Below are 25525 nucleotides of genomic sequence, written 5' to 3'. Positions count from 1 at the left end.
GCGAACGGGCCGCGGGTGTACGCATGATGAACGGCCGGCCGGTGCGCCCGCGTTCCGCGCGGGCTGACCCGTTCGGGTGAACTTCGCATGGTTCACAGCCGCTTGACCCCCTTGATGCGGCCGACCCGGGCGGACCGCGTGCGGGCCTTGGCCTTCAGCGCGCCGACTCCGCCGCGCCGGCCGCCGACGCGCAGGCCGGTGCCCGAGGACAGCCAGCCTGAGGAGATGTCACCGGCCGTCGCCGCGGGGCCGGTCTCGGTGAGCGGGTCGTTGTCGGCGCGGCGGGCCAGCCACATCACCCCGGGGACCACGAACGGGGCGAGCAGCAGGTCGTACAGGGCGGCCGAGAACAGCAGTCCGGGCAGGCCGACATGGCGGGCGGCGGTGTCGCCGACCAGGGCGCCCACCCCGGCGTACAGCAGGGTGGAGCCGACGGCGGCGGCGACCACGACGGCCATCGGGCCGGTCGCCGACTTCAGCCGGCCGTTCTCCGGCCTGATGAGCCCGGCGACGTAGCCGGTGACGCAGAGCACGAGCGCGTAGCGGCCCGCCGCGTGGTCGGCGGGCGGCGCCAGGTCGGCGAGCAGGCCGGCGCCGAACCCGACGAGGGCGCCGCCGACATGGCCGTACACCATCGCCAGGCCGAGGACGGTGAGCAGCAGCAGGTCGGGGACGGCGCCCGGCAGGTGCAGCCGGGCCAGGACGCTCACCTGGATGACCAGGGCCACGACGACCAGTGCGCTGGAGAGCAGGATGCGGTTGACACGCATGGGATACAGCTCCTACTGCTGCTGGTCGGTGACGGGAGCGCCGGCGGAGGGGTTGACCGTGACGGTCACCGTCGGCGTCGGGTGTGGCCGGGGCTTGGCCGGGAGCACGGTGTCGCGGGGGTCCTTCCGCGGGGCCGACACGACCACGCCCACGACGTCGAGCTTGGTGAAGCTCACGTACGGGGTGACGTAGAGGGTGCGGGTGAGGCCGCCGCCGGAGGGGTCGACGCGGGAGACGACGCCGACCGGGACGCCCGGCACGAACGGCTTGTCGGCCTGCGAGCCGAAGGTGACGAGCCGGTCGCCCTTCTTCACCTCCGCCTTGCCGTTGAGCAGTTCCACGCGCAGCGGGCGGTCGCCCTGCCCGGAGGTGAAGCCGAGTTCGTCGTCGCCCTCCATGCGGGTGCCGACGGTGAAGTCGGGGTCGTTGGCGAGCAGCACGGTGGAGGTGCTGGGCCCGACGGTGGTGACCCGGCCGACCAGGCCGTCGCCGTTGAGGACGGTCATGTCCCGTTTGATGCCGTCGTCGGCGCCGGCGTCGATGGTGATGGTCCAGGAGAAGCCCTGGGCCGACCCTATGGCGATGACCTGGGCGCCCTTGACGCCGTACTGCCCCTCGCCGGCGGTCTTCAGCAGGCTGTCGAGCTGCCGGAGGCGGCTGCGGTTGCGGTCGTCGCTGCCGAGCTTCGCCTTGAGGGCCGCGTTCTCCTTCTCCAGCGCGGCGAGCCGGTCGTGTCGGCTGCCGGAGTCCCGGATCGCGGAGACGGCGTTGCCGACCGGGTCGACCGCGGAGGACATCCCGTTCTCGACCGGGCCGAACACCGTGGCGGCGGCCTGCCGGGCACCGTCGACCGGGGAGTTCCGGCCCCCACGGATGTCCACCGTGATCAGCGCGAACGCGATGGCGACCAGCAGGACCAGGAGCAGCCGGCTCTCTTTCGTGTCCCTCACGTGCGGCGGCCGTGCCCTTCCTCAAGTAGGAATGCGGGGCCCCTGGAGAACGCGCGTGGCGCGGCGTCGGCCCGGGAGACCCATTCGTGGGAGCTTATGCCTCTATGTCAACGATCCGCCGCACGAGAGGAGAACGTCTCGTACGGCGGACCGGAACAGTCGCGTCATCTGCGCGGCTGGGCGTCCAGGACCTGCTGGAGCGCCTCGAACTCCTCGACGCACTTGCCGGAGCCGAGCGCCACGCTGTCCAGCGGGTCCTCGGCGATGTGGATCGGCATGCCGGTCTCGCGGCGCAGCCGCTCGTCGATTCCGCGCAGCAGCGCGCCGCCGCCGGTCAGGACGATTCCCCGGTCCATGATGTCGCCGGACAGCTCCGGCGGGCACTTGTCGAGGGTCGTCTTGACCGCGTCGACGATCGCGTTGACCGGCTCCTCGATCGCCTTGCGGACCTCGGCGGCCGAGATGACGACGGTCTTCGGCAGTCCGGACACCAGGTCCCGGCCGCGGACCTCGGTGTGCTCGTCGGCTTCCAGCTCGTACGCCGAACCGATCGTGATCTTGATCTGTTCCGCGGTCCGCTCACCCAGCAGGAGGCTGTACTCCTTCTTGATGTACTGGATGATCGCGTTGTCGAGCTCGTCGCCGGCGACACGGATCGACTGGGCGGTGACGATACCGCCGAGCGAGATGACGGCGACCTCCGTGGTGCCGCCGCCGATGTCCACCACCATGTTGCCGGTGGCCTCGTGGACCGGCAGACCCGAGCCGATGGCCGCGGCCATCGGCTCCTCGATGATGTGCACCTGGCGGGCACCGGCCTGGGACGACGCCTCGATGACCGCGCGGCGCTCGACGCCCGTGATGCCCGAGGGCACGCAGACGACGACCCGCGGCCGGGCCAGGTACCGCCGCTTGTGGATCTTCAGGATGAAGTAGCGGAGCATCCGCTCGGTGATCTCGAAGTCGGCGATGACGCCGTCCTTCAGCGGGCGGACGGCCACGATGTTGCCCGGCGTCCGGCCGATCATCTTCTTCGCTTCGGCACCGACCGCGAGGATCCCACCCGTGTTGGTGTTGATCGCCACGACGGACGGCTCGTTCAGGACGATCCCGCGACCCCTGACGTACACCAGCGTGTTGGCGGTCCCGAGGTCGACAGCCATGTCACGGCCGATGAACGACATTGAGTTCCCCATCCGGATTCATCTGGCCTTCCCGAGCTTTTGAGGGCATGTCAGGACGGCGAGGCGGGTGCTGTGACGTGAAGGCTTCCATCGTAAACGCGCCTGCACGCACACTGCGCGAGGGTCTCCGCCATTGTCACCGGATGGCGTGCCGCCCCGCTTGTGGAGACGGGCGTTCGGGGACGCTCGTTCCCTCGATCGCCGGTACCGGCCGCGGGTGTCAGGCGCGGCCCGGGAAGAAGATCTTCACCTCGCGCTCGGCCGACTCCTCGGAGTCGGAGGCGTGGATCAGGTTCTCGCGGACGATCACGCCGAAGTCACCGCGGATCGAACCGGGCGCGGCGGCGATCGGGTCGGTCGGGCCGGCCAGTTGCCGCACCCCCTCGATGACCCGCTCGCCCTCGACGATCAGCGCGACGACCGGGCCGGAGGACATGAACTCCACCAGCGGCTCGTAGAACGGCTTGCCCTTGTGCTCACCGTAGTGCTGCTCCAGCGTGTCCTGGTCCAGGGTGCGCAGCTCCAGCGCGGTGATCTGCCAGCCGGCCTTGCGCTCGATACGGCTGAGGATCTCGCCGGTCAGGCCTCGACGGACGGCGTCGGGCTTGAGGAGGACAAGGGTGCGCTGGCTCACGAAGGGCTCCTTACGCGACGGACGGGTGCGGTGGGACGAGGCTACAGGGCGTGTCGGAGCCCCTGTCACGCAGCGTCAGCCCGGGAGGAGGCGGACTCGGCCCCCGCCGCGAAACGGGCCTTCGCCTCGTCCACCTTTCTCCCGAAGTGCACCGATGCCCACCACAGGGCCGCGAAGACCGCACCCATGAAATACATGGTCGGGACGAAGACCCCGGACGCGATCAGGGCGAGCTGGAGGGCCCAGCCGAGGGCCACCCCGCCGGGCCGGGTGACCATGCCGCACAGCAGCACGCACAGCAGCATGGCGATACCGCTGACCAGCCACACCGTCGTCATGGACAGGTCCGGGTCCTTCATGGCGACGAGCCCGGCGAAGCCGATGATGAAGAACTCGCCGATCAGCGTCGATGCACAGAGCGTACGCACGGGATCCTCAGCCCTTTCCCAGCAGCAGCCGGGCCTCGCCGACCGTGATGACGGAACCGGTGACCAGCACGCCACCGCCCGAGAACTCGCCCTCCTCCTCGGCCAGCGTGATCGCGGCCTCCAGGGCGTCCGGCAGCCGCGGCTCGACCTGGACCCGCTCGTCGCCGAACACCTCGACGGCGATCGCGGCCAGCTCGTCCGCGTCCATGGCCCGGTGGCTGGAGTTCTGCGTGACGACGACCTCGGCGAAGATCGGCTCGAAGGCCTCCAGCAGCCCCCGCACGTTCTTGTCGCCGCTCGCGCCGACGACCCCGATCAGCCGGCTGAAGTCGAACGCCTCGCGCACCGCCTCCGCGGCGGCCTCGGCGCCCGCCGGGTTGTGCGCGGCGTCCAGCACGACCGTCGGGGAGCGCCGTACGACCTCCAGACGGCCCGGCGAGGACACCGCCGCGAACGCCTTGCGCACCGTGTCGATGTCCAGCGGTTCGGCGCGCTGCGCACCGACGCCGAAGAACGCCTCGACGGCGGCGAGCGCGACGGACGCGTTGTGCGCCTGGTGGGCACCGTGCAGCGGGAGGTACACCTCGGGGTACTCGCCGCCGAGGCCGCGCAGCGTGACCATCTGCCCGCCGACGGCGACCTGGCGGGCGACGATCCCGAACTCCAGCCCCTCACGGGCGACCGTGGCGTCCACCTCGACGGCCTTCTTCAGCAGCACCTGCGCCGCGTCCACCGGCTGCTGGGCCAGGATGACGGTCGCGCCCTGCTTGACGATGCCGCTCTTCTCGACGGCGATCTCCGCGGTCGTCCCGCCGAGGCGGTCGGTGTGGTCCAGGTCGATCGGGGTGATGACGGCGACGTCGCCGTCGATCACGTTCGTCGCGTCCCAGGAGCCGCCCATGCCGACCTCGACCACGGCGACGTCGACGGGCGCGTCGGCGAAGGCGGCGTACGCCATGCCGGTCAGGACCTCGAAGAAGGACAGCCGGTACTCCTGCGCGGAGTCGACCATCTCCACGTACGGCTTGATGTCCTGGTACGTCTCGACGAACCGCTCGGCGGAGACCGGGGCGCCGTCCAGGCTGATCCGCTCGGTGACCGACTGCACGTGGGGGCTGGTGTAGCGGCCGGTGCGCAGCTCGAAGGCGCCGAGCAGGGCCTCGATCATGCGGGCGGTGGAGGTCTTGCCGTTGGTGCCCGTGATGTGGATCGAGGGGTACGCCCGCTGCGGATCGCCCAGCACGTCCATCAGCGCGGCGATCCTGGCGACCGAGGGCTCCAGCTTGGTCTCGCCCCAGCGGGTGGCCAGCTCCGTCTCGACCTCGCGCAGGGCCTTGTCGACCTCCGGGTCCTCCGGGCGCCCGGGTACGTCGGCCTGCGGGGAGCCGCCCTGGGTCCGCAGGGTACGGCTGCCGGCCTCGATCACCGCTAGGTCGGGGTCACGGTCGGTCTCTTCCGCGATCAGCTCCTCGAAGGCGTCGAGGGGGTCGGGGGTGTCACTGGTGCCGGGGTGGTCGCTCACGGTGTCAGTCTACGGAGCGGGCGGGAACTTCGGGGCGCCGGTATGAGGTGGCTTGTCTCGTGAGCCGGCCGCGGGTCCGTCGTGGCCGGTCGCGCGGTTCCCCCCGCCCCTTCAGGGCAGCCGCGCGGCCTGCGGGCAGCGCCCGGCCCGGGGCACGCGAAGGCTCCCGCGACCTCACGGCTGCGGGAGCCTTCGACGGCGTACGGGTGCCTACGCCTGCGGCAGCCTGTCAAGCTGGGACCGGATGCGGGTGATGTCCTCCTCCGCCTTGGCGAGGCGGGTGCGGATCTTGTCCACCACGTTCTCCGGGGCCTTGGCGAGGAACGCCTCGTTGCCGAGCTTGGCGTCGGCCTGGGCCTTCTCCTTCTCGGCGGCGGCGAGGTCCTTCGCGAGGCGCTTGCGCTCCGCGGCGACGTCGATCGTGCCGGACAGGTCGAGGGCGACCTCGGCGCCGCCGACCGGGAGGGTCGCCGTGGCCGTGAAGGCGTCGCCCTCCGGCTGGAGGCGGAGCAACTGGCGGATGGCGGCCTCGTGCGGAGCGAGGTCCGTACCGTCGAGCGTCAGCCGGGCCGGGACCCGCTGGCCGGGCTGGAGACCCTGGTCGGCGCGGAAGCGGCGGACCTCGGTGATGACGGACTGGAGGGTCTCGATCTCCCGCTCGGCGGCCCGGTCCCGGAAGCCCGAGTCCGTGGGCCACTCGGCGATCACGACCGACTCGCCGCCGGTGAGGGTGGTCCACAGGGTCTCCGTGACGAACGGGACGACCGGGTGGAGCAGCCTGAGCGTGACGTCCAGGACCTCGCCCAGGACGCGCTTGCTGACCTCGGCCGGCTCGCCGCCCGCCTGGAAGACCGTCTTGGACAGCTCGACGTACCAGTCGAAGACCTCGTCCCAGGCGAAGTGGAAGAGGGCGTCGGAGAGCTTCGCGAACTGGAAGTCCTCGTAGTGGGCGTCGACTTCGGCGACCACCGAGTTCAGCCGGGACAGGATCCAGCGATCCGTCGCCGACATCGCCGAGGGCTCCGGCAGCGGGCCCTGGACCGTCGCGCCGTTCATCAGCGCGAAGCGGGTGGCGTTCCAGATCTTGTTGGCGAAGTTCCGGGAGCCCTGGACCCAGTCCTCGCCGATCGGGACGTCGACGCCGGGATTGGCACCGCGGGCCAGCGTGAAGCGCAGGGCGTCGGAGCCGTACTTGTCCATCCAGTCCAGCGGGTTGACCGCGTTGCCGAAGGACTTCGACATCTTCTTGCCGAACTGGTCGCGGACCATGCCGTGCAGGGCGATGGTGTGGAACGGCGGGGTGCCGTCCATCGCGTACAGGCCGAACATCATCATCCGGGCGACCCAGAAGAAGAGGATGTCGTAGCCGGTGACCAGGACGGAGTTCGGGTAGAACTTCGCGAGCGACTCGGTCTGTCCGGGCCAGCCGAGGGTGGAGAACGGCCACAGGCCGGAGGAGAACCAGGTGTCGAGGACGTCGGTGTCCTGGTGCCAGCCCTCGCCGGTGGGCGGCTCGTCGTCGGGGCCGACGCAGACGATCTCGCCGTCGGGGCCGTACCAGACCGGGATCCGGTGGCCCCACCAGAGCTGGCGCGAGATGCACCAGTCGTGGAGGTTGTCGACCCAGTCGAAGTACCGCTTCTCCATCTCCTGCGGATGGATCTTGACCTTGCCGTCGCGGACGGCGTCCCCGGCGGCCTTCGCGAGCGGACCGACCTTGACCCACCACTGCATGGACAGGCGCGGTTCGATGGTGGTCTTGCAGCGGGAGCAGTGGCCGACGGAGTGGACGTACGGCCGCTTCTCGGCGACGATCCGGCCCTCGGCGCGCAGGGCGGCGACGATGGCCGAGCGGGCCTCCAGCCGGTCCAGGCCCTGGAAGGGCCCGTGAGCGGTGATGACGGCGTGCTCGTCCATCACGGCGACGGAGGGCAGGCCGTGCCGCTGACCGATCTCGAAGTCGTTCGGGTCGTGGGCCGGGGTGACCTTGACGGCGCCCGTGCCGAACTCGGGGTCGACGTGCGCGTCGGCGACGACCGGGATGGAGCGGTCGGTCAGCGGCAGCCTGATGCTCCTGCCGACCAGGTGCCGGTACCGCTCGTCGTCGGGGTGGACGGCGACGGCGGTGTCGCCGAGCATCGTCTCGGCGCGGGTGGTGGCGACGACGAGCGTCTCGTCACCCTCGCCGTACGTGATGGAGACCAGCTCGCCGTCGTCGTCCTGGTACTCCACCTCGATGTCCGAGATGGCCGTCAGACAGCGCGGGCACCAGTTGATGATGCGCTCGGCGCGGTAGATCAGCTCGTCGTCGTACAGCTTCTTGAAGATCGTCTGGACGGCCTGGGAGAGGCCCTCGTCCATGGTGAAGCGCTCACGGGACCAGGCGACGCCGTCACCGAGGCGGCGCATCTGACCACTGATCTGACCACCGGACTCGGCCTTCCACTGCCAGACGCGCTCGACGAACGCCTCCCGGCCGAGGTCGTGGCGGGACTTGCCCTCCTTGCCCAGCTCCCGCTCGACGACGTTCTGCGTGGCGATACCGGCGTGGTCCATGCCCGGCTGCCACAGCGTCTCGTGGCCCTGCATGCGCTTGCGGCGGGTGAGGGCGTCGATGAGGGTGTGCTCGAAGGCGTGCCCGAGGTGCAGGCTGCCCGTGACGTTCGGCGGCGGGATGACGACGGTGTACGGCGGCTTCTCGCTCTTCGCGTCGGCCTCGAAGTAACCCCGCTCCACCCAGCGCTCGTACAGCGGCCCCTCTACATCGGCCGGCGCGTACTGGGTCGGCAGTTCGGAGTCGGGCGCGGGTGGCTGCTGCTGAGCGTTCTCGGTCACGGGGCTCAGTTTAGGGGTGTCACGGGGTCGTCCCGAAACGCGTTTGTTCTGTAACGGTGCGGCCCCCGGTGCCGGGGGTTTTCCGGGCCTGGGCCAGGATGTCGTGAACACATAAGCTTCTGGAGGGGAACCCAGCAATGAGCCACAACCAGCCGGGCCCGTACGGCCAGCCGCCCCAGCAGCCGGGCCCGTACGGCCAGCCGGGGCAGCCTGGGCAGCCTGGGCCGTACGGCCAGCCGGGCGCCTACGGCCAGCAGCCGCAGGCTCCGCAGCCCGGCTACGGCTATCCCCAGCAGGCCCCTCCGGCGCCGCAGCCCGGCTACGGCTACCCGCAGCAGGGCGCGCCGCAGCAGCCCGGCCCGTACGGCCAGCAGCAGGCCCCCTACGGCCAGCAGCCCCAGTACGGCACACCGCAGGCGCCGCAGTCGGGCGGGGGGAAGAAGAAGACGGGGCTGATCATCGGCGCGGTGGCCGTGGTGGCCGTGGTGGCCGCCGTGGCGGTGGGCGCGTACTTCGTGCTCGGCGGCAAGGGCGGCGACAGCGGTGTGGCGGACGACGGTCCGCACAAGCTGACGACTCCGCCGACGGTGCTGAGCGAGTACAAGAAGGCCAAGAGCCAGTCGGACAGCATGACGTCGAGCGACCTCAAGGACGCCGAGAAGTGGGGTGTGCACGACCCCAAGGACGTCACCGCCGACTACGAGTCCGGCGACCCGGACAACCCGCTGAGCAAGAAGCAGATCAAGTTCGGCGGGGTGTACGGCTCGATCGACGATCCCGAGAAGGCCGTCGACGCGATGTTCGCCTACATGAAGAAGGAAAGCACCAAGGAAAGCACCGACGGTGTCGGCCTGGTGGGCGAGCCGAAGCAGTACAAGCCCGCCTCGCTGAAGGGGGCGGTCCTCAAGTGCCAGCAGATCAAGGGCCAGAACCCCAGCAGCTCGTCCGGGGGCCCCAAGGAGATGACGTTCGACATCTGCATCTGGGGCGACAACAGCACGCTCGGCATGGTCATGCCGATGGACATCGCCACCCTCGCGTCCGGCCGGAGCAGCGACCCGGCGGACGACGCCGAGCTGACGGCCAAGTTCCGCAACGAGGTCCGCGTCAAGGCCTGACATCGCCGCAGGACATGTGAAAGGGGCCCCGGCCGGCCGGCCGGGGCCCCTTCACGTGCGAGCGGTCACGCCGTCTTCTGCTCCCCCGGGCCCCGGCCCCGGGCGTCGCGCGGGATCAGGGTCGGGTTGACGTTGGAGAGGACCACGTCGGCGGTGATGACGACGCGGGCGACGTCCTTGCGGGACGGGACCTCGTACATCACGCCCTGGAGAACCTCCTCCATGATGGCGCGCAGGCCGCGGGCGCCGGTCTGGCGGAGGATGGCCTGGTCGGCGATGGCCTCCAGTGCCTCACGCTCGAAGTCCAGCTCCACGCCGTCGAGTTCGAAGAGCCTCTGGTACTGCTTGACGAGCGCGTTACGGGGCTCGACCAGGATCTTCAGCAGCGCCTCGCGGTCCAGGTTGTGGACGCTGGTGATCACCGGGAGGCGGCCGATGAACTCGGGGATCATGCCGAACTTGACCAGGTCCTCCGGCATGATGTCCTCGAAGACGTCCTTGGCCTCCAGCTCGCGCTTGGACAGGATCGTCGCGCCGAAGCCGATTCCCTTGGCGCCGGCCCGGGACTCGATGATCTTCTCCAGACCCGCGAAGGCACCGCCCACGATGAACAGGACGTTCGTCGTGTCGATCTGGATGAACTCCTGGTGGGGATGCTTGCGGCCGCCCTGCGGCGGGACGGAGGCCGTGGTGCCCTCCAGGATCTTCAGCAGGGCCTGCTGCACACCCTCGCCGGAGACGTCGCGGGTGATCGACGGGTTCTCGCTCTTGCGGGCGACCTTGTCGATCTCGTCGATGTAGATGATCCCGGTCTCGGCCTTCTTGACGTCGTAGTCCGCCGCCTGGATCAGCTTCAGCAGGATGTTCTCGACGTCCTCGCCGACGTAGCCCGCCTCGGTCAGCGCCGTCGCGTCGGCGATCGCGAAGGGGACGTTCAGCATGCGTGCCAGGGTCTGCGCCAGGAGGGTCTTGCCGGAACCCGTGGGGCCCAGCAGGAGGATGTTGGACTTCGCCAGCTCGATGGCGTCGTCCCGGCCGCTCCCGCCGCCGTTCTCGCCCGCCTGGACCCGCTTGTAGTGGTTGTACACCGCGACGGAGAGGGCTTTCTTGGCGGCCTCCTGGCCGACCACGTAGCCCTCCAGGAACTCGTAGATCTCGCGGGGCTTGGGCAGCTCCTCCCAGCGCACCTCGCTGGTCTCCGCGAGTTCCTCCTCGATGATCTCGTTACAGAGATCGATGCACTCGTCGCAGATGTACACACCGGGCCCTGCGATGAGCTTCTTGACCTGCTTCTGGCTCTTGCCGCAGAACGAGCACTTGAGCAGATCGCCCCCGTCACCGATGCGTGCCACGGTGTGCTTCCCCTTCGCCTGGGAGACGTCTGGACGCTTGCGAGTCCAGCGGCTCCTGGTGCTGCCTTATGTCCGACGGTACCTTGCCGGGCCGGGTGTTCGGGCCCCCCTTGGCAGTGTTCACTTTGACGTGCACCGCGCCAAGAGGGGCTCCGAGTGCCGTGTTCCGCTTCAGCGGACGGCGCTGTTGTTCAGCTTGCGGGTGGAGATGATCTGGTCGACGATGCCGTACTCCAGCGCCTCCTCGGCCGTGAGGATCTTGTCGCGCTCGATGTCCTCGCGGATCTTCTCGATCGGCCGGCTGGTGTGCGTGGCCAGCATGTCCTCGAGCTGCTCACGCATCCGGGTGAACTCGTTGGCGATGATCTCCAGGTCGGAGAGCTGGCCGCGGCCGGTGGAGCCGGCGGGCTGGTGGATGAGCACGCGCGAGTTCGGCAGCGCCATGCGCTTGCCGGGCGTACCGGCGGCGAGCAGGATGGCCGCGGCGGAGGCCGCCTGGCCCATGCAGACCGTCTGGATGTCCGGCTTCACGAACTGCATCGTGTCGTAGATCGCCGTGAGCGCGGTCATGTCGCCGCCGGGGCTGTTGATGTAGATGGAGATGTCCCGGTCCGGGTCCATCGACTCCAGGCACAGCAGTTGCGCCATGACGTCGTTGGCCGAGGCGTCGTCGATCTGGACGCCCAGGAAGATCACGCGCTCCTCGAAGAGCTTCGCGTACGGGTCGTACTCGCGGATGCCCTGGGAGGTGCGCTCGACGAAGCGCGGGATGACATAGCGGTTGTCCGGGCGGGGCCCTTCGTACGTGCCGCTGGCGGCGCCGGGGAAGTTGCTCATGGGGTGTTCACCGTCCTGGTGGCGTTCTGGGGGCTGGGGTCTAGGCGGTGCGTGGTGTGGCCGGGCCGGTCAGGCACCGGTGCCGCCGCCTCCCGGAACACCCGATGCGTGCGTGATGATCTCGTCGATGAGACCGTACTCCTTGGCTTCTTCCGGGGTGAACCAGCGGTCGCGGTCGCCGTCACGGATGATCGCCTCGACCGACTGGCCCGAGTGCCGCGCGGTCAGCTCGGCCATGCGCCTCTTGGTGCGCAGCAGGTACTCGGCCTGGATCTTGATGTCGGAGACCGTACCGCCGAGGCCCGCGGAGCCCTGGTGCATCATGATGTCGGCGTGGGGCAGCGCGAAGCGCTTGCCGTCGGCACCGCCGGTGAGCAGGAACTGGCCCATCGAGGCCGCCATGCCCATGGCGATCGTGACCACGTCGTTCGGGATGTACTGCATGGTGTCGTAGATGGCCATGCCGGCCGTCACCGAGCCACCGGGGCTGTTGATGTAGAGGTAGACGTCCTTCTCCGGGTCGGCGGCCAGGAGCAGCAACTGTGCGGTGATCTTGTTGGCGATGTCGTCGTCGACCTGCTGGCCGAGGAAGATGATCCGCTCGTTGAGCAGCCGGTTGTAGACCTGGTCGCCGAGGCCACCACCGAAGGAAGGCTCGCCGGCGGCGGAGGGCATCAGATTCGTCACGTATCCACCTGCTCGTCTTACGACGGCGCCGGGCCGTCTCACGTCGTCCTGCCGGAGGCTTGGCGGGGGGCTTCAGGAGACTCCCCTGCCCCCGTATTCATGGACCCTAACGCTCAGGTCCCCCCGGGGAATCCCGGAGATGGGGGTGTTCGCCGGGGGCGTAGAGGCTCCACCCGGGCACCGGTGCGGTTCCCGGGCGTGGCGCGGCCGTCGCCGCGGTGCGGGGGCCGGGCGGCCGTCCCGGTACGCCGACGGGCCCCGGGGGAGGTCCCCGGGGCCCGTCGTACGCGCGTCAGAGGTGCCGCGGGACTCAGCCCTCGGTGTTCTCGTCGGTCTTCTCGGCCTTCTCGGCCTTCTCCTCGGTGGCGGCCTCGGTGGCGGCCTCGGTGGTCCCGGCCTCGGCCGGCGCCCCCTCGGTCTCCTCCTCGTCGTCCAGGTCGACGACCTCGCCGTTGGTGTCCTTCACCGTGGCGGCCTCGACCACGACGGCCAGGGCCTTGCCGCGGGCGACCTCGCCGACGAGGAGCGGCACCTGGCCACCCTCGACGACGGCCTGGGCGAACTGGTCGGGGGACATGCCGGAGGAGGCGGCGCGCCGCATGAGGTGCTCGGTGAGCTCCTCCTGGTTGACGTTGAGCTGCTCCTTCTTGACCAGCTCGTCCAGGACGAACTGGGTCTTGATGCCCTTGACCGCGGCCTCGCGGGTCTCGGTCTCGAACTCCTCGGCGGTCTTGCCCTGGATCTCCAGGTACTTGTCGAGGGTCAGACCCATCTGGCCGAGCTGGTGGTGCTCGAGGTTGTGCTTGCGGGTGTTGATCTCGTCCTCGAGGAGCTTCTCGGGGACCGGGACCTCCACCAGCTCCAGCAGCTTCTCCAGGACGCGCTCCTGGGCCTGCGTGGCCTGGTCGAACTGCTTCATGTTGGCGAGGCGCTTACGGCTGTCGGCCCTCAGCTCCTCCAGGGTGTCGAACTCCGAGGCGAGCTGCGCGAACTCGTCGTCCAGCTCGGGCAGTTCGCGGGCGGCGACCTGGGTGACCTTGACGGTGACCTCGGCCTCCTTGCCCGCGGCGGAGCCACCCTTCAGCTCGGAGGCGAAGGTGGCCTCGCCACCGGCCTCCAGGCCCTTCACGGCGTCGTCGATACCGTCCAGCAGCTCACCGGAGCCGATGGTGTAGGAGACGCCGTTGGCGATGCCGTCCTCGAGGACCTCGCCGTCGACCTTGGCCTCCAGGTCGATGGTGACGACGTCACCCTCCTCGGCGGCACGCTCGACCGGGGAGGTCGAGGCGAAGCGCTCGCGGAGCTGCTCGACCGACTTCTCGACGTCCTCGTCGGTGACCTCGACGGCGTCGACCTCGACCTCGATACCGGAGTAGTCCGGGATCTCGAGGGCCGGGCGGATGTCGACCTCGGCGGTGAAGTTCAGCGTCTCGCCGTCCTTCAGCTCGGTGATGTCGACCTCGGGCTGGCCCAGCGGGTTCAGCTCGGCGTCGTTGACCGCCTCGGTGTAGAACTTGGGCAGCGCGTCGTTGACGGCCTCCTCCAGCACCGCACCGCGGCCGAACCGCTGGTCGATCACGCGGGCGGGGATCTTGCCCTTACGGAAGCCCTTCACCGTGACCTGCTGGTTGATCTTCTTGTACGCCGCGTCGAGGCTGTCCTTGAGCTCCTCGAAGGGCACCTCGACAGTGAGCCGAACCCGGGTCGGGTTCAGGGTCTCCACGGCGCTCTTCACGGTTCGGTCTCCTTGTGGCTGACTTCTTGGTTTCTGCCGGAGCCAGACTGGTCCCGGCGGATCTAGCCGCCCGGAGGAGTTCGTAGGCCGAGTGGGCCGGGACACACGGGCGCGCAGCTTGCATAGTAACCGCAGCCGGTCAGCGCCCCCAAAAGGCGGGCATCGCGACGTCATGAGCCGGTGGTCGGGGTGGCGGGATTTGAACCCACGGCCTTCCGCTCCCAAAGCGGACGCGCTACCAAGCTGCGCCACACCCCGTCTGGTGCGACACGTAGGGTACATGCCCGGACCGTTCCGGGCGGCCGTATTCTCCTGCGCGGCGGGCGCGCCGCCCCGGGTGCGCGACTCGGTGGCCTCGACGGCGGGCGACCCGCTACGATGCCTCCAGTGCCGAGGTCACCGACCTGCGGCGCGGTACTGCGGGCGTAGCTCAATGGTAGAGCCCTAGTCTTCCAAACTAGCTACGCGGGTTCGATTCCCGTCGCCCGCTCTTGTTGACTCAGGGCCAGGTCAGAGGATCATTCCTCCGCCTGGCCCCAGTCATTTCGGCAGCCGGCGTCCAGTCCGCCGTGTCCCCCGCGTGCCCGTTCCTCACCGAGGTGGCGCCGGCGGTGGGAGACCCGGGCCGCGCCAGGGTCAGGGCCGCGAAGGGGGATGATCCGCTCATGCGAATACGCCGAGAGGTCCGCTGGGTCTCGTGGGGGCTGTGGCTCGCGTGTCTGGTGTTCTGCATCTGGTTCTTCGCGGAGGCGATCACGCTGTTCCTGCAGGCCGGGTCCTGGTGACGCGGGCGGGGTACGTACACGATCCGCCGAGCCGGCTACGCGGGTTCGATCCCCGTCGCCCGCTCCGTGCCGCTCAGGGCCGGGCCGGGGTGAGGCCCCCCTGACCCTGATCGTTTTCCGGGCGCGCGGCCCGCGGGGGCCCGGCGGGTCAGAATCTGATCGAGTTGATCGACTCCGCTATCGAGTGCAGGAAGCGGCTGATGGACGGCGCCATGCCGGTCGAGGCGAGGAAGAAGCCGAAGAGGATCGCGACGACGGCGGGGCCGGCCTTGATGTTCCCCCCTCGGACCAGCACCACGAGGATGATCGCCAACAGCAGCACCACGGACAGTGAAATGGCCACAACTGATCCCACCCTCGGTCGGTCCGCTCTCCCGGCCCGGAGGTACGGCCACGCACCCCCGCCAGGACCATCGTGCCACCAACCCGGCCTCCTTATGCGGGGTGTGACAGAACGTCGGGCGGCGGACCGTCGCGGGCGACGTCCCGCACGGCAATTCGAGCGGCCCGGGCACACGACTCCCGGCGGAATTCCCCGACTTCGTTTCCGTGTCCACGCATCCCGCGCGCAGGTAATTCGAATTGGGGACGCGGAGGCGACGCATGCCCCAATTAGTCAGCATGAATCGGGACATCACGGGTGAACAGATGGCATCCACGGGCGCACCACCACGTCAACAGGGGTGACACGTTCCGCCCATCAGTGGGTACCCGTGGGTGAAAACCAGGAATGACTGCGGGCGTTTTACGGAATGCCGCAGACGACGCTAGGGTGCCTGAGATGTTTGACGCCGCCTCGTCCCACGGCCAGAACCGCAGGCCGCTCCCCCCGGCACAGCCGCCGGCTGACGGAGTGCCCGGCCCGCGTACCCCGGTGAGCGCGCAGGAGCGGCGGACGCGGGCGGACAGACCCGGCCGGCAGCGTGACGCGTTCTTCGACAACGCCAAGTACCTGGCCATCGTGCTGGTCGCGATGGGGCACGCCTGGGAGCCGCTGAAGGGCGACAGCCGGATCCTGGAGGCCGTGTACACCGTCGTGTACTCCTTCCACATGCCGGCGTTCATCATCATCTCCGGCTTCTTCTCGCGCAGTTTCGACATGCGCCCCGACCGGCTGAAGCGGCTGATCACCGGGGTCGTCGTGCCGTACGTCCTGTTCGAGTCGGCGTACCCGCTCTTCAAGAACCTCGTCACCGGCTCCCACGAGGAGATCACCCTCCTCGACCCCTGGTACCTCACCTGGTTCCTGGTCGCCCTGTTCGTGTGGCGGCTGACCACGCCCGTCTGGAAGCTGGTGCGCTGGCCGCTGCCGCTGGCCCTCGGCATCGCCATGCTGGCCACCGTCTCCCCGGCCATCGGTGACGACCTCGACCTCCAGCGCGTCCTCCAGTTCCTGCCCTACTTCGTGCTCGGCCTGTGCATGCGGCCCGAGCACTTCCACCTGGTGCGCCGCCGTTGGGTGCGGACCGCCTCGGTGCCGGTGTTCGCGGCGGCGCTGGCGGTGGGCTGGTGGGCGGTGCCGCGGATGAACACCGCCTGGTTCTACCACCGTGACGCCGCGCAGGAGCTGGGCGCCCCGTGGTGGTGCGGCCCGGTGATGACGCTCGCGCTGATGGGCTGCTCGCTGCTGCTGACGGCCTGCTTCTTCGCGTGGGTGCCGAGCCGGACGACGTGGTTCACCGCACTCGGGGCGGGCACCCTCTACGGCTATCTGCTGCACGGCTTCCTGGTGAAGCTCGGCGGCTACCGCGGCTGGTTCGAACAGCCCTGGCTGCACCGCCCGTTCGGTGAGATCGCGATGACCGTGCTCGCCGGTGCCGTCGTCACGGTGCTGTGCACCCGGCCCGTGCAGCGCGTGTTCCGCTTCGCCATGGAGCCGAAGCTGGAGTGGGCGTTCCGGCAGGACGCGGCGGCCCAGGCCCGCGAGCGGCAGAAACAGCGGGAGACGGTCAGCGTCTGACACCCGGGGCCGTCGGTGTCTTGACGCCCGAGAAGTCCAGCGTCCGACGTGCGAGACGGTCGGGGTCCGGACCGGTCCGTCCCCGGCCCGTTCACCGATCCGTCCCGAGTCCCGTCCCGGCCCGCTCACCGCTTGCTCCCGAGACCCGGCCCCGCTCACCGCTCCGCTTTCGGCTCCGTTTCGCGTTCCGCTTCCGCGTCGGCCCCGGGTTGCGGCCGGGGTTCCGGGCCGAGGAGGGCGCGCATGCGGGCGTACTTCGCGGTCAGCCGTGCGCGGGTCGGCCCGTCGAGGGCCGCGAGGCGGCGGGGGTCGGCGTTGTGCGCCAGGTCCGCCTCCTTCACCAGCCGCGCGCCCGGCGTGGCGAGGATGCGGCGCGCGTAGGCCTCCGGCGGCTCTCCCCGCCGCCTGGTGAGGGCGCGCACGATCGCCTTGGTCCGCGGGGACAGAGCGGCGTCCGCCAGCCACTCCTCGCTCAGCGCGTCGTCCTCCACGGAGTCGTGCAGCCAGGCCGCCGCGATCTGTTCGGCGTCGCCGCCGCGGGCGCGCACGCCCTCGGCGACGGCCGCGAGGTGTTCGGCGTAGGGCCGCCCCGCCTTGTCGGTCTGCCCCTGGTGGGCGGTGCGCGCGAGGGCCTCGACCTCGGCCGGAGTGAGCTGGGTCATGGCCCCAGTGTCCCCCGGGGCCCGCGCGCGGCGGTGCCGGGGCGGCGGTTCAGCGGGCGCTCACCGTGGCCTCGTGGCAGATCAGCAGCAGCGCCCGGTCGTCGTTGACGTCCTTGGCGACCGCCTCGATGAGGTGCCAGGCGGCGCCGTGGAAGCCGCCGGCGACATAGCGGTCGGCCTCGCCGGTGAGCCGGTCGATGCCCTCCACGATGTCCCGTTCGGAGGTCTCCACCAGGCCGTCCGTGAACAGCATCAGCACGTCGCCGGGCCGCAGCGAGCCCTTCACGGGGTCGAACTGGGCGCCGTCGTACACACCGAGCAGGGGTCCCTCGGCGACCTTCTCCTCCCAGCGTCCGCTGCCCGCGCTGAGCTGGAGCCCCGGCGGATGGCCGGCGGAGTACAGCTCGTAGTCCCCGGAGTCGAGGTCCAGGACGAGGTGGATGGAGGTGGCGAAGCCCTCCTCCCAGTCCTGGCGCAGGAGATAGCCGTTGGCGGCGGGAAGGAAGGCGTGCGGGGGCAGGGAGCCGAGGAGGCCGCCGAAGGCGCCGGACAGCAGCAGGGCGCGCGAGCCGGCGTCCATGCCCTTGCCGGACACGTCCGTGAGCACGACCTCCAGGGTCCGGCCGCCGTTGGTGCGGGCCGCGACGACGAAGTCGCCGGAGAAGGACTGGCCGCCGGCCGGGCGCAGCGCCATCTCGTGGTGCCAGCCCCGCGGCAGTCCGGGCAGCTTGCTCTGTACGCGGATCCGCTCGCGCAGGTCGAACAGCATGGTGCCGCCGCGCCGCCAGGGCACGCCGACGCGGCTGCGGAACTGCGCGGTGAGCAGCCCGAAGAAGCCGCACGCGGCGACCACCAGGACGATGCCCGGGGTGACCCGGGAGGGGCCCTCGGTGTACGGGCCGAGCCGCACCGACTCCACGATCAGCGCGGTGGCCGCCGCCGCGTACAGGCCGAGCAGGCTGGCCGGGCGCAGCAGCAGGCCGCCCGCGACGATGGGCAGCACCAGGGTGGCCGGTGAGCACCACACCGAGTCGACCAGGGTCATGGCCGCGAGGAGCGGGACGGTCAGCAGCAGTCCGGCGAAGGCGATCCAGTCGGAGCCGTCGCCGCGGAAGTAGTCCACGGCGCTTCTGCGCAGCCCGACGCGGGCCCGGTGCCACTGCATCTTCCACCGGGCCGTGAACGTCTCGGCCTTCGCGCGCCGCGCTCGTCCTGCTGCCATTAGTCCGGGACCCTATCCAGCGGACCGGCCGCTTGGCACGGGAGGTCCCACTTGTCCCCCGTGGGAGGCTCCGCTTCGCCGCCGCCGCGTGGTGCGTGCCCGGAGGATATTCGCTGGCCCGTCCCCTGACGCCCTGATAGGCATGGCCCATGGGGACTGACCACGGAACCGGGCCGAGGGTGCTGCGCGAGGACGAGTGGGACCGGTGGTACGACGCCTTGTACCGGTCCTTCGGTTCGGGGCCGGCGTCGGCCGAGGAGCGGGCGCTGGACCGGTCCGTGACCGAGTTCGACCGCTCTCTGGCCGTCTGGGACGGGGACGCGGTCGTCGGCACGGCGGGGGCGTTCAGCTTCCGGATGACCGTGCCGGGCGGGGCCGCGGTGCCGGCGGCCGGGGTGACGATGGTGGGCGTGGCGGCCACCCACCGCCGGCGCGGGGTGCTGACCTCGATGATGCGCCGCCAGCTCGACGACGTCCGTGTGCTGGGTGAGCCGGTCGCGGTGCTGACCGCGTCGGAGCCGGCCATCTACGGCCGTTTCGGATACGGCGCGGCGACCTTCCGGGTCGGCGCGGAGATCGACACGAGCCGGGTGACGGTGGCCGTGCCCGACGGTACCGACGAGGTGCGGCTGCGGTACGCGGACCCGGCCGAGGTCCTGGACGCCTGCGAGGCCGTGTACGCGGCGCTGGTGCCGCGACGGCCCGGCATGCTGGTCCGGCAGCCCGGCTGGGAGCGGGCCGGACTGCTCGACCCGGAGAGCGGGCGCGAGGGCGGGTCGGCGCTGCGGTGCGTGGTCGCCGAACGGGACGGCAGGACCAGCGGTTACGTCCGCTTCCACACCCGCAGCGGCTGGAGCGAGGGCGGTGCCGACGGCACGGTGCACCTGCGGGCCCTGGCCGCGCTCGATCCCGTGACCGAGGCCGCGCTGTGGCGTTTCCTGTTCGGCATCGACCTGATGACGACGCTGTCGGTGCGGTCGCGGCCGGTGGACGACGCCTGGCGGTACCTGGTCTCCGACACCCGCCGCTGCAAGCCGCGGCTGGGCGACGACGCCTACGTGCGGCTGGTGGACGTGGGGCCGGCCCTGTCGGCGCGCACCTATCTGGCGCCGGTGGACGTCGTGTTCGAGGTGGAGGACGCCTTCTGCCCGTGGAACGCCGGGCGTTGGCGGCTGACGGGCGACGCGAAGGGGGCGTGCTGCGAGCGGACGACCGACGCGGCCGATCTCTCCCTGTCCGTACGGGAGCTGGGCGCGGCCTACCTCGGCGGGGTGTCCCTGCTGTCGCTGGCGGCGGCCGGGCGGGTGCGGGAGCTGCGGCCGGGGGCGCTGGCGGAGGCGTCGGTGGCGTTCGGCTCAGCGGTGGCCCCGTGGCTGCCGCACGGCTTCTGACCTCAGTGTCGTTGGCAGCCGGGGCACCAGAAGAGGTTGCGGGCGGCGAGGCCGGCGGTGCGGATCTCGTCGCCGCAGACATGGCAGGACAGGCCGGCGCGGCGGTACACGTACACCTCGCCGCCGTGGTCGTCCACGCGGGGTGGGCGGCCCATCGCCTCGGGGGTGTGCTCCGGGCGGACGGTGTCGATCCGGTTGTTCCGGACGCCCTCGCGCATCAGCGCGGCCAGGTCGGCCCAGAGGGCGTCCCACTCGGCCGGGGTGATGTCCCGGCCTGCCCGGTAGGGGTCGACGCCGTGCCGGAAGAGGACCTCGGCGCGGTAGACGTTGCCGACGCCGGCGACCACCTTCTGGTCCATGAGCAGCGCGGCGATCGTCGTACGGCTGCGGGAGAGCCGCCGGTACGCGGCGCCCGGGTCGGCGTCCTCGCGGAGCGGGTCGGGGCCGAGCCGGTCGTGGACGGCCCGCTTCTCGGCGTCCGTGATCAGCGCGCAGGTGGTGGGGCCCCGCAGGTCGACGTACGCCGTGTCGTGCGCGAGCCGGAGCCGGACGGTGTCCGTCGGCGGGGGCGCGGGGCCGTCACCGAAGCCGACCTTCCCGAAGAGGCCGAGGTGGATGTGGACCCAGTCGGCGTCCCGGAAGCCCAGGAAGAGGTGCTTGCCGTGGGCTTCGGTGGCGGTCAGCTCGGTGCGGTCCAGGAGGGCGGCGGCGTCGGAGAACTTGCCCTGGGGGCTGGTGACCCGCGGGGCCGTGCCGGAGAAGCGGGCGGCGTAGTCCTGCGCCAGCCGGTGGATCGTGTGCCCCTCTGGCACGGTCGCCGTTCCTTCCCCTCCTGTGGTTCCCGCTGCTCCCGGGGGAGCCCTCAGTCCTGCTGCGGGTGGTGGGCGGGGATCGGCGGGAGGTCGCCCGTGGTCTCGTACGCCGCCAGCATGTCGATGCGGCGGATGTGGCGCTCGTCGCCGGAGAAGGGGGTGGCGAGGAAGATCTCGACGAACCTGGTCGCCTCCTCGGTGCCGTGCATGCGCGCGCCGACGGCCACCACGTTGGCGTCGTTGTGCTGGCGGCCGAGCGCCGCCGTCTCCTCGCTCCAGGCCAGCGCGGCACGCACGCCCTTGACCTTGTTCGCGGCGATCTGCTCGCCGTTGCCGGAGCCGCCGATCACGACGCCGAGGGCGTCCGGGTCGGCCGCCGCCTTCTCCGCGGCGCGCAGGCAGAACGGCGGGTAGTCGTCCTGGGCGTCGTAGAGGTGGGGCCCGCAGTCGACGGGCTCGTGGCCGGCGGCCTTCAGCCACTCGACGAGGTGGTTCTTGAGTTCGTAGCCCGCATGGTCGGAGCCGAGGTACACGCGCATGCCACGAGTGTGACACGCCTGTTCCGGGGCAGCAGCCCCGGGTGCCGGGGTGTGGACGGGGCCTTGAGATGTGAGGGACACCATAGAACCTCAAGGAAACCTCAGGTAACAATCCGGATTCAGAGGTTCCCGAATTGGTTGGCCTCAGATTCACTGGACCGACTCGTACACCGCTCGTACGGGCAGCTCCACCTGGCGCAAAGGAAATCCGTCCATGACCCCTGGTTCGGGCCTCCAAGCAGGACTCAAGAACCGCCATCTGACGATGATCGCGATCGGTGGCGTCATCGGAGCCGGCCTCTTCGTCGGCTCCAGTTCCGGTATCGCCACCGCGGGACCCGGCATTCTCCTGTCCTACGCCCTCGTCGGCACGCTCGTCGTGCTGGTGATGCGCATGCTCGGCGAGATGTCCGCCGCCAATCCGACCTCCGGCTCGTTCTCCGCGCACGCCGACCGTGCGCTGGGCCGCTGGGCCGGGTTCTCCATCGGCTGGCTGTACTGGTTCTTCTGGGGCGTCGTGCTCGCCGTCGAGGCGACCGCCGGCGCGAAGATCCTCGAAGGGTGGGTGCCGAGCGTCCCGCAGTGGGGCTGGGCACTCATCGTGATGACCGTGCTGACCGCGACCAACCTGGTCTCCGTCGGCTCCTACGGCGAGTTCGAGTTCTGGTTCGCCGGCATCAAGGTCGTGGCGATCGGCGCGTTCATCGTCATCGGTCTGCTCGCCGTGTTCGGTGTGCTGCCGGGCGTCCACGCCGACAAGGCCTCCTTCGGCAACCTCACCTCGCACGGCGGTTTCCTGCCGCACGGCCCCGGGGCGATCCTCACCGGCGTCCTGCTGGTCGTCTTCTCCTTCATGGGCAGCGAGATCGCGACCCTGGCGGCCGGCGAGTCCGAGGACCCGCGGCGGGCGGTCACCAAGTCGACCAACAGCATCATCTGGCGGATCGGCGTCTTCTACCTCGGCTCGATCCTCATCGTGGTCGCGCTGCTGCCGTGGGACGACGCCTCCATCGCGAAGGACGGCTCCTACGTCGCCGCCCTGAACTCGCTGGGCATCGCGCACGCCGGCGAGATCATGAACGTCATCGTGCTGACCTCGGTGCTGTCCTGTCTCAACTCCGGCCTCTACACGGCCTCCCGGATGGCCTTCTCGCTCGGCGAGCGGGGTGACGCCCCGAAGGCGTTCGCACGGGTCAACGCCCGGGGTGTGCCGATGACGGCGATCCTCGCGTCGGTCGTGTTCGGCTTCGTCGCCGTCTTCTTCAACTACCTGTCCCCGGACAAGATCTTCCTCTTCCTGGTCAACTCCTCCGGCGCGGTGGCGCTGTTCGTGTGGCTGGTCATCTGCTTCTCGCAGCTACGGATGCGCAAGATCATCGAGCGGGAGTCGCCGGACAAGCTCGTCGTGCGGATGTGGCTGTACCCGTACCTGACCTGGGCCACGGCCGCGATGATCGTGGGCGTCCTCGTCTACATGCTGTTCGACACCGAGCACGACGGCCGCGAGACCGTGCTGCTGTCGCTGCTGGTCGCGGCGGTGGTGCTGGTGATCGCCCTGGTGAAGGAGCGGCTCGCCGCGCGCCGGGCGCCCGCGGCGGCCGAGGCGCCGGCCGACAAGGTGTCCATCGGCTGACCCGGCACCACGAGCGGCAGGGCCGCACCCCCCGGCATGTGCCGGGGGGTGCGGCCCTGCCGCGTTCCGGGTGCCTCAGCGCTCGCCGGCGAACTTCCAGGCCGTGGGCAGCGCGCCCATCGCCAGGGCCGCCTTGAGGGCGTCGCCGAGCAGGAACGGGGTGAGACCGGCCGCGACCGCCTGGGACGCCGACATGTGGGCGGCCAGGGCCAGGTACGGCACGCCGACGGCGTAGATGACTGCCTCGCCGAGGATCATCGTGCCCGCCATGCGCAGCGGGGAGCGGTCGGCGCCGCGCCGGGCCAGGGCGCCGACGAGGGCGGAGGCCAGCAGCATGCCGAGGACGTAGCCGAAGGAGACCAGGCCGGCGCCGGAGGCACCGCCCGCGAACCACGGCACGCCGGCCACACCGGCGAGCGCGTACAGGGCGAGGGAGAGGAAGCCGCGGCGGGCGCCGAGCGTGGTGCCGACGAGCAGCGCGGCGAAGGTCTGGCCCGTCACCGGCACCGGGGAGCCGGGCACCTGGACCGAGAGCTGGGCCGCGAGGCCGGTGAGCGCGGCACCGCCGAGGACGAGGGCCGCGTCGCGGACGCGGGACGCGGGGAGCAGGTCGGCGAGGACTGCGCCGGGGCGGACGGTGGCGGTGGCGGTGCTCATGGGGACTCCGCGAGGTGGTGTGGACATGTCGGGACACCGCGACGCTATCCCAGCGTCCGCACGCCGATCACCGTCGGCGCTCGACAAAGGGGGGAACGGCGACTTGGTGTGCTTCGCACAAAGGAGGCCGCCGACACCTGTGCGGGCGTGATACCGGTCACTGAGGCAGGGACGCTCCGCTCACTCCACCACCCGGGCCGGCGACTGTAGGGACCCACCAAAAGCCCCTCGCGTGTCCGTCTCGCCCGTCGGTCGCCGTCTGGGCAGCGCGAAGGCGTTTTGCTAGCTTCGCAGGCATGGTTGCCCAGGCCCGGTACCTCACCTCGCGTCGCTATGTCGACCTGCGACGTCAGGGCACGGCCACCTGTCGCCGTCCCGGATAGGGGCGGGCCGCGGCACGCCCCTGTCCTCCGTGACGTGTCGGCCCCGTTCCCGAGGACGGTTCTCCATGCCCCGTACCGCGGCATCCACCCTTGTCTCCCCCGTTCCGCGTGCCGCCGACAGCGACCGGCGGCGCACCAGCGCCAGTGTCGTGCTGCGCTCCGTCCTGGAGCACGGCCCGGTGGCGCGCAGTACCATCGCCCGGCTGACCGGCCTGTCGCCCGCGTCGGTGACCGAGCACTGTGCCCGGCTCACCGGCCTCGGCCTGCTCCGCGAGTCGGCCGCGCCCCGCCGCTCGGGCGGGGTCGGCCGGCCGCATGTCCCCCTCGACCTGGACGACGCCCGCTTCCTGGTCGCCGGGGTGCACGTGGCTGTGCCGTACACCACGGTCGCCCTGCTCGACCTGCGCGGCCGGGTGGTGGCCCGGCGGGAACTGAAGCATGAACGCACCGATCCCGGGCGGGTGCTGGCGCGGGCCGCCGAGGGGCTCGCGGCGCTGCTCGCCGGGGTGCCGGGCCGGCGAGCGCTGGCGGTGGGGGTGGCGGTCGGCGGCTGGGTGGACCGGGAGACGGGCACCGTGGTCGAGCACGAGCTGCTGGGCTGGCGGGACGTGCCGGTGCGGGAGCTGCTCTGCGCCCGCACGGGTCTGCCGGTCCAGGTGGACGGCCACGCGCGGGCGCTGGTGAACGGGGAGCGGCTGTTCGGGCGGGCCCGGGGCAGCCGCAGCGTGCTGCACCTGTTCGTGGGCAACGTGGTGGACGCGGCCTTCGCCACCAACGACGAGGTGCACCACGGGCCGCGTTCGGCGGCCGGGGCGATCGCCCATCTGCCGGTGCCGGGCGGCACCGAGCCGTGCGCGTGCGGCGGTACCGGCTGCCTCCAGGCCGAGTTGAGCGAGCGGACGCTGTGCCGGCGGGCGCGGGCGGCCGGGGTGACCGATTCGGCCAATCCGATGCACGTGGTGGCCGCGGCGGCGGCCGGGGACGCGGTGGCCCGGCGGCTGCTGGTGGAGCGGTCGCGGGCGACCGGGCGGGCGGCCGGACTGCTGCTGGACGTGCTGAACCCGGAGACGGTCGTGGTGACCGAGGTCGGGGTCATGCACGTCGAGGGCTGCCTCGACGCGTTGCGGGAGGCGGTGGGGACGGCACGTTCGGCGCACGTCCTGCCGACGAGTTTCCCGGACGACGTGCTGGCGACGGCGGGCGGTTCGGTGGCACTGGACATATTGTTCCGGGACCCGCTGGGTGCGTCACCTGAGGCTATTTAATTCAGAAACTCGGAATGTTGACAGGGGCCGTCCATGACCGGGAACATCCTGGTCATGGACCCGCATACGAGCTGTCGCACCTTCTGTTGCTGACACATTGCCGCGCATGAAGCGCGTGTTTCCGTTGCGTGAGTTCTTTTCTTCCGGCTTGCCCTCCCGGAAT

The 25525-nt window shown here is 70.7% G+C and carries 22 protein-coding genes and 2 tRNA genes; 6 read left to right on the top strand and 18 right to left on the bottom strand.

Features of this window, described 5'->3' with window-relative positions:
• Positions 1-92: 92 nt before the first annotated feature.
• From mreD to D9753_RS23635, 7 genes are all read right to left on the bottom strand, one after another.
• Positions 93-770: a rod shape-determining protein MreD gene (gene mreD, locus D9753_RS23665; RefSeq protein WP_121788821.1), complete on the bottom strand. Its 678-nt coding sequence runs from the start codon at positions 768-770 to the stop codon at positions 93-95.
• 12 nt (positions 771-782) lie between these two features.
• Positions 783-1721, bottom strand: a complete 939-nt coding sequence (mreC, locus tag D9753_RS23660; protein ID WP_121788820.1) for a rod shape-determining protein MreC — start codon at positions 1719-1721, stop codon at positions 783-785.
• Between the two features lie 164 nt (positions 1722-1885).
• The gene (locus D9753_RS23655) at positions 1886-2905 is read right to left on the bottom strand and encodes a rod shape-determining protein (RefSeq protein WP_121788819.1); all 1020 of its coding nucleotides are present in this window, start codon (positions 2903-2905) and stop codon (positions 1886-1888) included.
• 220 nt (positions 2906-3125) lie between these two features.
• The gene (gene ndk, locus D9753_RS23650) at positions 3126-3539 is read right to left on the bottom strand and encodes a nucleoside-diphosphate kinase (RefSeq protein ID WP_121788818.1); all 414 of its coding nucleotides are present in this window, start codon (positions 3537-3539) and stop codon (positions 3126-3128) included.
• Between the two features lie 65 nt (positions 3540-3604).
• Positions 3605-3967 (bottom strand): DUF4233 domain-containing protein, encoded by a 363-nt coding sequence (locus D9753_RS23645; RefSeq protein ID WP_121788817.1) that lies wholly within the window; start codon positions 3965-3967, stop codon positions 3605-3607.
• 7 nt (positions 3968-3974) lie between these two features.
• A complete protein-coding gene (folC, locus tag D9753_RS23640; protein ID WP_121788816.1) occupies positions 3975-5489 on the bottom strand; it encodes a bifunctional tetrahydrofolate synthase/dihydrofolate synthase in 1515 nt (504 codons plus the stop codon).
• 210 nt (positions 5490-5699) lie between these two features.
• Complete coding sequence (locus D9753_RS23635) at positions 5700-8324, bottom strand: valine--tRNA ligase (protein ID WP_121788815.1); 2625 nt, start codon at positions 8322-8324, stop codon at positions 5700-5702.
• Between the two features lie 137 nt (positions 8325-8461).
• Between D9753_RS23635 and D9753_RS23630 the strand changes: the two genes are divergently transcribed.
• Positions 8462-9442, top strand: a complete 981-nt coding sequence (locus D9753_RS23630) for a hypothetical protein (RefSeq protein ID WP_121788814.1) — start codon at positions 8462-8464, stop codon at positions 9440-9442.
• Positions 9443-9507: 65 nt separating this feature from the next.
• On the opposite strand, the gene clpX is transcribed toward D9753_RS23630, so the two are convergent.
• From clpX to D9753_RS23605, 5 genes are all read right to left on the bottom strand, one after another.
• Positions 9508-10794, bottom strand: a complete 1287-nt coding sequence (gene clpX / locus D9753_RS23625) for an ATP-dependent Clp protease ATP-binding subunit ClpX (RefSeq protein WP_121788813.1) — start codon at positions 10792-10794, stop codon at positions 9508-9510.
• Between the two features lie 171 nt (positions 10795-10965).
• Positions 10966-11631, bottom strand: a complete 666-nt coding sequence (locus D9753_RS23620; protein ID WP_121788812.1) for an ATP-dependent Clp protease proteolytic subunit — start codon at positions 11629-11631, stop codon at positions 10966-10968.
• Positions 11632-11700: 69 nt separating this feature from the next.
• A complete protein-coding gene (locus D9753_RS23615) occupies positions 11701-12306 on the bottom strand; it encodes an ATP-dependent Clp protease proteolytic subunit (protein WP_121788811.1) in 606 nt (201 codons plus the stop codon).
• Between the two features lie 322 nt (positions 12307-12628).
• Positions 12629-14053, bottom strand: a complete 1425-nt coding sequence (tig, locus tag D9753_RS23610) for a trigger factor (RefSeq protein WP_163010768.1) — start codon at positions 14051-14053, stop codon at positions 12629-12631.
• A gap of 181 nt (positions 14054-14234) precedes the next feature.
• Positions 14235-14311, bottom strand: a tRNA-Pro gene (locus D9753_RS23605).
• Between the two features lie 161 nt (positions 14312-14472).
• Between D9753_RS23605 and D9753_RS23600 the strand changes: the two genes are divergently transcribed.
• Positions 14473-14543 (top strand) — tRNA-Gly (locus D9753_RS23600).
• Between the two features lie 443 nt (positions 14544-14986).
• Here the strand turns inward: D9753_RS23600 and D9753_RS23590 are convergent.
• Positions 14987-15181 (bottom strand): hypothetical protein, encoded by a 195-nt coding sequence (locus tag D9753_RS23590; RefSeq protein WP_121788808.1) that lies wholly within the window; start codon positions 15179-15181, stop codon positions 14987-14989.
• A 438-nt stretch (positions 15182-15619) separates the two neighbouring features.
• On the opposite strand from D9753_RS23590, the gene D9753_RS23585 reads away from it, so the two are divergent.
• Positions 15620-16798 (top strand): acyltransferase family protein, encoded by a 1179-nt coding sequence (locus D9753_RS23585; protein WP_121788807.1) that lies wholly within the window; start codon positions 15620-15622, stop codon positions 16796-16798.
• 155 nt (positions 16799-16953) lie between these two features.
• Here the strand turns inward: D9753_RS23585 and D9753_RS23580 are convergent, their stop codons facing one another.
• Both D9753_RS23580 and D9753_RS23575 read right to left on the bottom strand, forming a co-directional pair.
• Positions 16954-17460: an HD domain-containing protein gene (locus tag D9753_RS23580; protein WP_121788806.1), complete on the bottom strand. Its 507-nt coding sequence runs from the start codon at positions 17458-17460 to the stop codon at positions 16954-16956.
• A 49-nt stretch (positions 17461-17509) separates the two neighbouring features.
• Entirely contained in the window at positions 17510-18682 is a 1173-nt protein-coding gene (locus tag D9753_RS23575; protein WP_121788805.1) for a PP2C family protein-serine/threonine phosphatase, read from the bottom strand.
• Positions 18683-18831: 149 nt separating this feature from the next.
• On the opposite strand from D9753_RS23575, the gene D9753_RS23570 reads away from it, so the two are divergent.
• Positions 18832-20073: a GNAT family N-acetyltransferase gene (locus tag D9753_RS23570; RefSeq protein WP_121788804.1), complete on the top strand. Its 1242-nt coding sequence runs from the start codon at positions 18832-18834 to the stop codon at positions 20071-20073.
• Between the two features lie 2 nt (positions 20074-20075).
• On the opposite strand, the gene D9753_RS23565 is transcribed toward D9753_RS23570, so the two are convergent.
• Together D9753_RS23565 and D9753_RS23560 are read right to left on the bottom strand one after the other, a co-directional pair.
• Entirely contained in the window at positions 20076-20885 is an 810-nt protein-coding gene (locus tag D9753_RS23565) for an Fpg/Nei family DNA glycosylase (protein ID WP_121788803.1), read from the bottom strand.
• A gap of 50 nt (positions 20886-20935) precedes the next feature.
• Positions 20936-21424, bottom strand: coding sequence for a ribose-5-phosphate isomerase (locus D9753_RS23560; RefSeq protein ID WP_121788802.1), 489 nt, complete (start codon positions 21422-21424; stop codon positions 20936-20938).
• A gap of 214 nt (positions 21425-21638) precedes the next feature.
• On the opposite strand from D9753_RS23560, the gene D9753_RS23555 reads away from it, so the two are divergent.
• Positions 21639-23057, top strand: a complete 1419-nt coding sequence (locus tag D9753_RS23555; RefSeq protein ID WP_121788801.1) for an amino acid permease — start codon at positions 21639-21641, stop codon at positions 23055-23057.
• 75 nt (positions 23058-23132) lie between these two features.
• Here the strand turns inward: D9753_RS23555 and D9753_RS23550 are convergent, their stop codons facing one another.
• The gene (locus D9753_RS23550; protein WP_121788800.1) at positions 23133-23714 is read right to left on the bottom strand and encodes a biotin transporter BioY; all 582 of its coding nucleotides are present in this window, start codon (positions 23712-23714) and stop codon (positions 23133-23135) included.
• 448 nt (positions 23715-24162) lie between these two features.
• Between D9753_RS23550 and D9753_RS23545 the strand changes: the two genes are divergently transcribed.
• Positions 24163-25362: an ROK family transcriptional regulator gene (locus D9753_RS23545; protein ID WP_121788799.1), complete on the top strand. Its 1200-nt coding sequence runs from the start codon at positions 24163-24165 to the stop codon at positions 25360-25362.
• The last annotated feature ends 163 nt before the right edge of the window (positions 25363-25525 follow it).

This window comes from Streptomyces dangxiongensis, from assembly GCF_003675325.1.
Classification (GTDB): Bacteria; Actinomycetota; Actinomycetes; order Streptomycetales; family Streptomycetaceae; genus Streptomyces; species Streptomyces dangxiongensis.
The sequence above is the reverse complement of the archived record's forward strand: the minus strand, read 5'-3'. Positions and strand labels throughout refer to the sequence as shown.

Coding starts and splice junctions, on each gene's coding strand:
- mreD (WP_121788821.1), bottom strand. CDS start 770: ATGCGTGTCAACCGCATCCTGCTCTCCAGCGCACTGGTCGTCGTGGCC.
- D9753_RS23655 (WP_121788819.1), bottom strand. CDS start 2,905: ATGTCGTTCATCGGCCGTGACATGGCTGTCGACCTCGGGACCGCCAAC.
- D9753_RS23630 (WP_121788814.1), top strand. CDS start 8,462: ATGAGCCACAACCAGCCGGGCCCGTACGGCCAGCCGCCCCAGCAGCCG.
- D9753_RS23620 (WP_121788812.1), bottom strand. CDS start 11,631: ATGAGCAACTTCCCCGGCGCCGCCAGCGGCACGTACGAAGGGCCCCGC.
- D9753_RS23615 (WP_121788811.1), bottom strand. CDS start 12,306: ATGCCCTCCGCCGCCGGCGAGCCTTCCTTCGGTGGTGGCCTCGGCGAC.
- D9753_RS23585 (WP_121788807.1), top strand. CDS start 15,620: ATGTTTGACGCCGCCTCGTCCCACGGCCAGAACCGCAGGCCGCTCCCC.
- D9753_RS23580 (WP_121788806.1), bottom strand. CDS start 17,460: ATGACCCAGCTCACTCCGGCCGAGGTCGAGGCCCTCGCGCGCACCGCC.
- D9753_RS23575 (WP_121788805.1), bottom strand. CDS start 18,682: ATGGCAGCAGGACGAGCGCGGCGCGCGAAGGCCGAGACGTTCACGGCC.
- D9753_RS23570 (WP_121788804.1), top strand. CDS start 18,832: ATGGGGACTGACCACGGAACCGGGCCGAGGGTGCTGCGCGAGGACGAG.
- D9753_RS23560 (WP_121788802.1), bottom strand. CDS start 21,424: ATGCGCGTGTACCTCGGCTCCGACCATGCGGGCTACGAACTCAAGAAC.
- D9753_RS23555 (WP_121788801.1), top strand. CDS start 21,639: ATGACCCCTGGTTCGGGCCTCCAAGCAGGACTCAAGAACCGCCATCTG.
- D9753_RS23550 (WP_121788800.1), bottom strand. CDS start 23,714: ATGAGCACCGCCACCGCCACCGTCCGCCCCGGCGCAGTCCTCGCCGAC.
- D9753_RS23545 (WP_121788799.1), top strand. CDS start 24,163: ATGCCCCGTACCGCGGCATCCACCCTTGTCTCCCCCGTTCCGCGTGCC.